This window comes from Nocardia sp. NPDC060249, assembly GCF_042728755.1.
In the GTDB taxonomy this organism is placed as follows: Bacteria; Actinomycetota; Actinomycetes; order Mycobacteriales; family Mycobacteriaceae; genus Nocardia.
On the sequence record NZ_JBHXAQ010000001.1, the window covers coordinates 1,654,132 to 1,660,322 of the forward strand.

General features: G+C 66.6%; 8 protein-coding genes. 3 read left to right on the plus strand and 5 right to left on the minus strand.

Annotation, left to right across the window (positions count from 1 at the left end; translation table 11 throughout):
- Positions 1 to 13 precede the first annotated feature (13 nt).
- Positions 14 to 904, minus strand: coding sequence for an alpha/beta fold hydrolase (locus ACFWFP_RS07500; RefSeq protein WP_379293693.1), 891 nt, complete (start codon positions 902 to 904; stop codon positions 14 to 16).
- 95 nt (positions 905 to 999) lie between these two features.
- Between ACFWFP_RS07500 and ACFWFP_RS07505 the strand changes: the two genes are divergently transcribed.
- The 3 genes from ACFWFP_RS07505 to ACFWFP_RS07515 are packed head-to-tail and all read left to right on the plus strand — an operon-like array spanning position 1,000 to position 3,146.
- On the plus strand, positions 1,000 to 1,413 hold the full coding sequence (locus ACFWFP_RS07505; protein WP_379293694.1) for a winged helix-turn-helix transcriptional regulator: 414 nt from the start codon (positions 1,000 to 1,002) through the stop codon (positions 1,411 to 1,413).
- A 24-nt stretch (positions 1,414 to 1,437) separates the two neighbouring features.
- Positions 1,438 to 2,349: a DUF2268 domain-containing protein gene (locus ACFWFP_RS07510; RefSeq protein ID WP_379293695.1), complete on the plus strand. Its 912-nt coding sequence runs from the start codon at positions 1,438 to 1,440 to the stop codon at positions 2,347 to 2,349.
- 29 nt (positions 2,350 to 2,378) lie between these two features.
- A complete protein-coding gene (locus ACFWFP_RS07515) occupies positions 2,379 to 3,146 on the plus strand; it encodes a MerR family transcriptional regulator (protein ID WP_379293696.1) in 768 nt (255 codons plus the stop codon).
- A 75-nt stretch (positions 3,147 to 3,221) separates the two neighbouring features.
- Here the strand turns inward: ACFWFP_RS07515 and ACFWFP_RS07520 are convergent, their stop codons facing one another.
- The 4 genes from ACFWFP_RS07520 to ACFWFP_RS07535 all read right to left on the minus strand — a co-directional run.
- Positions 3,222 to 4,175, minus strand: a complete 954-nt coding sequence (locus ACFWFP_RS07520; protein ID WP_379293697.1) for a hypothetical protein — start codon at positions 4,173 to 4,175, stop codon at positions 3,222 to 3,224.
- A complete protein-coding gene (locus tag ACFWFP_RS07525) occupies positions 4,156 to 4,899 on the minus strand; it encodes a hypothetical protein (protein ID WP_379293698.1) in 744 nt (247 codons plus the stop codon). The genes ACFWFP_RS07520 and ACFWFP_RS07525 overlap by 20 nt, the downstream gene beginning before the upstream one ends.
- Before the next feature lie 94 nt (positions 4,900 to 4,993).
- Positions 4,994 to 5,263 (minus strand): hypothetical protein, encoded by a 270-nt coding sequence (locus ACFWFP_RS07530; RefSeq protein ID WP_379293699.1) that lies wholly within the window; start codon positions 5,261 to 5,263, stop codon positions 4,994 to 4,996.
- Between the two features lie 95 nt (positions 5,264 to 5,358).
- Positions 5,359 to 6,191 (minus strand): SigB/SigF/SigG family RNA polymerase sigma factor (locus ACFWFP_RS07535; RefSeq protein WP_379293700.1); only part of this gene is annotated, 833 nt, incomplete at its 5' end.

Genomic DNA, 6,191 nt, shown 5'->3' on the forward strand with positions numbered 1-6,191 from the left:
GTGTAGGCTTACCTTACATAGATGGGGGTATGTTCGTGTGCGCGGCCGCGATGTCGAGGGCGAGGAACGGCGCGGCGAGACGGAGCAATTCCGTGGGCCGGTCCAAAGGGATGATGTGCCCGCAGTCCGGGATGAGATGGCCGGTCAGATCGTCAGCGATCGGGCGCAGTTGCCGTTCGAGCGTGGAACCGACCGGATGCGCGCCGATCGCGAGCGTCGGTGCCGTGAGTCGGCGGGTGGCGACGGCGGCTTCGATCTGACGAGCGCTGATCGGGAGTGCCCGGTAGTACTCGAAGGCGCAGCGCAGGGCTTCCGGTCGCCGGAAGGCGTCGACGAAGACATCCCGAAGATGTTGTGGCACGCCCTTTCCGTTCGTTCCCGTGTCGAGGAACCAGTCGATGTACTCGGCTTCGTTGCCGGTGAGTACGGATTCGGCGAGGCCGGGGACGGTGTGAAAGCCGAACCACCACGGTGGGCCCGCCGCCAGGAATTCCTCGCCGCCCGGAAGGCGCCCGAGAAGCGATTCCATGAGGATCAGGCGCCGGATCCGGTCCCGGCGTCGCAGGGCGAGCAAGAACGCGACCGGTGTGCCCGCGTCGATGGCGACGACGGCGGCAGACGGTTCGTCGAGAGCATCGAGAATTCCGTCGATATCGGCGGCGAGCGTGCCCGCGTCGTACCCGGTTTTCGCCCGGCTGCTGTCACCGAACCCGCGCAGGTCCGGCGCGATGACTCGATGGGCGGTGGCCAGCGGGCCGATGATCTGCTGCCACAGTTGCCAGGTGTGTGGAAAACCGTGCAGGAGTACGACAGCAGGACCGGAACCCGCTGTGGCCACGTTGGCGTGGATGCCGTTGGTGGGGATGGTGTGCAGGGTGATGCCTGCGGACGGGATGTCGGACACAGCGGCCTCCTGGTTACGATTGGTTACCAGGAAACGGTAGGAAACCCTTGCTGGGGTGCCAAGAAGGCACTTTTCCGAAAGGTGGTGAGGTCGAGGTGACCACCCGATCAGCGCGCGGCGATGTATTCGATCCGCAGTGCCCGACACGTCGGCTCCTGGACCGCATCGGGACGAAATGGACGTCGATGGCGGTCAAGGTGCTCGCGGATGCCGCGCCGCAGGAAGTGCGGTTCGCCGAGCTGCGACGGCGGATGCCGGGAGTTTCGCAGAAGATGCTGTCGGTGACGCTGCACAGCCTCGTCCGTGACGGCCTGGCCACTCGCCGGGTCGAGCCGACCGTGCCGCCGCGCGTGCACTACCAGCTCACCGAACTCGGCTTGTCCCTGGCGATCCCGCTGGCGGCGCTGCGTGACTGGGCCGAGGTGCACATGGCCGAGATCGACCTGGCCAACGCGGCCGCCGACAGCGGCACGCAGGAGAACGGCGAGAATCGGTTGACCTTGCCGTAGCGGCAATGTTTATGGTCGCTTGTCATGACCATTTCACTGATCGACAGTGCCTCGGGCATGCGCCGAGTCCTCACGGCGGACGAGCAGGATCGCGCCGACCTCATCCGCGAGTTCTGGGCCCCGATGGCGGGGATGTACCACTTCGTTCCCGGCGGCGTGGACATGGCCACCGTGCACCAGCAGAACTTCGGCTTCCGCCCGGACTCCGCCGCGATCGAGCAGGTCCGCGAAGGACTGGACACCCTTGTCGCGGCCGATGCGTGGACGCGCGTCGAGAAGGCCCTCGCGGACGGCGTCACAGCGTTGGCGTCGGCCCGACCAGGCGTGACGATCCCGGACCTGACCGTGCTGCTCGTCCTGGGTGATCCGACCAGCAAGCACTTCGTCGACGAGGTGCAGGGGATCTCAGCGTTCGGCGGTATCAGCGGATACATCGCCATCACCGTCTGGCCTTCCTCTTGTGTCCTGGACCGTCTGGAGGCGATCGCGGTGCACGAACTGCACCACAACGTGCGCTACTCACCCGGCGGGGTCGTATGGGACCCGCGAACGGTGACGGTCGGCGAGCAGGTGGTCGCAGAAGGACTCGCCGATATTTTCGCGGCCGAGCTCTACGGCGACGCCGGCTACACCCACTTCGTGCGCGACGAAACCCGCGCCGACGACCAGGTTCTGGCCAAGGTCGCCGGCGGGCTGGGCATCACCGGGATGGCGGACTTCGCCGCCTGGGTCCTCGGCGACTCCAGCGCACGACTGTTCGGCACCGAGCCTGTCGGCCTGCCGACCGGGGCCGGCTATGCGGCCGGCGCCCGACTCGTGCGCGCTTACCTCGACGCCACGGGCACCACGGCTGCCCACAGCATCCACACTTCCGCCTCCGACATCCTGCGCATCGCGATGCCACGGCTGGGCCTGACAGCAGACGCGCCACACTGAGCGCGACGCCGAACGACAGGAGCCCGGTCATGGAATGGACGGTGCACGAGCTCGCGGAACGCGCAGGCATCAGCGGCCGCACGCTGCGCCACTATCACCGCATCGGGCTGCTCGAGCCCGATCGCGTCGGGTCCAACGGCTACCGCTACTACGGTCCCGACGCGGTCGCGCGCCTGCAGCGCATCCTCCTGCTCCGCGACACAGGGATGGCACTGGCCGACATCGCCGCCGTCCTCGACGCACCCCAGACGCCGACCGCCGAGATCGCGGCGCTCGTGGCCCACCTGACACAACTCACCGAGGACCGCGCGGCCATGGACCGACGCATCAGCGCGGTCGAGCACACCCTGCGGATGCGTCGACAGGGTCGCGAACCCCGCATGGACGTGATGCTCGAAGGCTTCAACGACCGCTACGAAGCCGAGGTCGTGCGACGGTGGGGACGCGAAGCCTTCGACGCCTCGCACCGATGGTGGCATGCGAAGTCCGTTGACCAGCAACGTGACTGGCAGGCCGGTGCCCAGGCCCTGCTCGACAGGTGGGCAGAGATCCACGAGGCCGGCCACACACCCGGCTCCCTCGTCGCTCGAGAGCACGCCGCTGTCCATATGGCGTGGTTCGCCGACATCCCCGGAACACCCACGCACGCCGGCGATGCCGAACGATCCGCGGCGATGGTGCGAGGCATGGCCGACCTCTACGAGACCGACCCCGACTTTCACCAAACCTTCGGCAGCTCAGAGGCCGCGCAGTTCGCCGCGAACGCCTTGCGTATCCACGTGCAGCACTTGGCTTGATCCTCGCAGTGGAGCACCAGCCGCCCGGCAGAGAGCGAGCCCTCGGGCAACCCGGGTGGCGGTGGTTGCGCGTTGTCAGCAATTCGGCGGGGCAGGTTCATTCGCGCCACGGAATTCGAATCTGATCGCTCCGGGTGGTGCGGCGGGTAGTGCGATGGCCGCGCCGTGGTCCGGGGTCCAGGTGCGGGGGACCAGGACATAGTGATTACCGATGCGGGTCAGCGGGACCAGCCCGTCATATCGGAACCGATATGCGGCGGGAACCGCCGGATCGGGATGACAGTCGACGGTGCGGACCTCGGTGCGCGACAGGTGCAGGTCCTTTTCGCTGTAGATGACCACTCCGGGCTGGCCGGCCAATTGCGCGGCCCACTCGCGTGCCCGGGTCTGCCCGACGGCCACCGAGTAGTCGGTGGCGATCCAGAACAGGCTCAGCCCGATGATGACGAACAGCACCGACCATTCCGCGGCCGCCGCCGCGAAGGCTCGTGACCGTGCGGCCGCGTCGTCGGGTAGCGGCTGCGGCCTGCGGGCACGGCGTCGCACCACCATCAGCCACAGGATGAGCGTTCCGGCGATGATCGACAGGGGCGCCACACACAGCCCGCGATTGAACGGTGTCACCACGTAGATGCGGCTGAGTCCGTTGACGAGCGCGGCCGCGGCCACCAGCACGATGACGGCCTTCACCCACCGGGCTGGTTCGCGGCGCCGTACCGACTCCGGCAACGCCAGATACCCCCAGAGCAAGGTCATTCCGACGACCGCGACCACCGTCAGCGGGACGAACAAGGCATCGACGGTGCGCATCAGGTACTCGCGGATGCTGGGATCGAGGGTGGTGGAGTCGACCCCGAAGTAGTGGAAGAACCAGTAGACGTGCGCCCACCCGAAGTAGAACAGCACCGCCACCAGCAATGTCGTCGGCGCGACGAACTGCCCGATCGAGCGCGCGACTGCCCCGAAACCGTCGAACGGCGAACCGGTCACCGCACGGGTGGAGTCGGGCTCATTCGGTGGGTGTGGCACCGGAGCTACCCTCGGTCGGCGGCACGATCGGTGGTGCCGTCGACGGATCAGGAACGGTGGGCTCTGTTGTGCCGGGCTCCGTTGCGGTTGTGCCCTGCTCTGTCGTTCCCGGCTCTGTCGTACCCGGCTCTGTGGTGTCCGGCTCTGTGGTGTCCGGTTCGGAAGATGTCGTGGCGGGATAGAAGTGCTCGGGATCTTCGTCGCACGGCGACTGGATCGGATCCAGGGTGCCGGTGTAGAGGATGATCTGCGCACCCGGCTCTACGACGACCGACGGGGTCGCACTCTCGGAGTCGTCAGGATCTGGCTTCCCGCCGTCGTATCCGGAGAGTTGGCAACGACTTCTTGTCGTATCGGTACCCTCACGAACCACCACGGTCGCACAGCCGGGGCACACGGCCGCGATATCGGCCTTCACCTTGCGTTCCATCGTGACAATCGCCGCGCCGGTGTTCAGGGTGATCGCCGGAATCTTGAACGGTGCCCCCTGCACCTGCTTCGCGTCGGTCTTTCCGGGTAGACCCGGCGGCCCCTGGGGCCCTGCTGTGGCAGCGGTCGGCACCGCGGCGGCCGCAGTCGAGCCGCCACCGGGCGGGGTGGCGCTATCGTTCGTCTCAGGAATCGAGGTCGCGCAGCCTCCTGCCATCAGAGCCGCTGCCACACAGGCCACTATGCACCGGTCGCGCATGACCGCTCCTCTCCTGATCGGCGATTGCCTCGGCATCCGCTCATACTCCGATTTTCTGCGGAAGGCCGTGCCCCGAGCACGCGTAGCGCACTACTCGAGTTTCGCCACGGCACCGATCAACAGAATCGGTTCAGGTGTTCGCGCAGGAACGCGTCCAGTGTCCGGGGGGCTCACGTACCAGAATGTGGCGACGGTGGTGGGCGATTCCGGATTCCGCCGTGGTGATCAGCGCCAGTGGCCAGTATCGGAACCCCGCTGTGCTCATGCCCAGACGCCGCCATCCCTCGCGCATGTAGCCCTCTCGAGTGACGACGAGCATCATGAACAGCACTGTTGATATCCCGAGGACCAGGACAGTGAAGACGATCGCCGAGGTGCGATCGGAGCGGAGTGCGAACACGCTGGGAGCGCAATAACCCGCGAAGTCGAAGATCAATGCTGACCATGGGCGACCGGAAGCCGAAGGTGCTGCCCCCTCCACGGTCTGGGCGCAGTTCAGGCGGCGGGTACCAGTTGTTCGTCGGTGGTCTTGGCGCGCAAACTGCTCAGGAGTTTGGTGAGTTTGCGGGACACGCTCATCTGGGAGATGCCGAGGCGTTGGGCGATGTCGCTTTGGGAGAGGGTGTCGTAGAACCGCCAGATCAGCAGTTGCTGGTCTTCGGGTGACAGTTGCGCGAGTAGTGGTGCGACGGTGATGGTGTCTTCGGTGAGGCGGTAGCTGGGGTCTTCGTCGCCGAAGGTCTCGGCGACGGTCATGCCGGGTTCGCCGTCGGTGTCGCGTGTGGGGGTGTCGAGGCTGCGGGTCTGGAAGGCGTTGGCCGCTACGAGGGTTCGGGTGATGTCGGTGATCGGTATGTCGAGTTCGGTGGCGAGTTCGTGGGCGGTGGGGCAGCGTTGGAGGCGTCGGCTCATTTCTTCGGTGGCGGCTCGGACTTTGCCTTGGAGTTCTTTTTCGCGGCGGGGGACGTGTAGTGGCCAGAGGTGGTCGCGGAAGTGGCGGCGTACTTCGCCCATGATGGTGGGCACGGCGAAGCCGAGGAACGGTGATCCGGTGGTGAGGTCGTAGCGGTCGACGGCCATGACCATGCCGAGTCGGGCGGTTTGGAGTAGGTCGTCGTAGATCTCGCCGCGGCCGGCGTATTTGCGGGCGATGTGTTCGGCCAGGGGGAGGCAGGCTTCGATGATCCGGTCTCGCTGGGTGTGGTGTTCGGGGCTGTGGGGGTCGGTCAGTGCCCAGTGCGCGAAGAGGGGTTCGGCGTGTTCGTAGGTCCTGAGGTCGGTGGTGTGGGGCATGTGGATCAGCTCCTGGCCTTGGAGTGTGCTTCGGT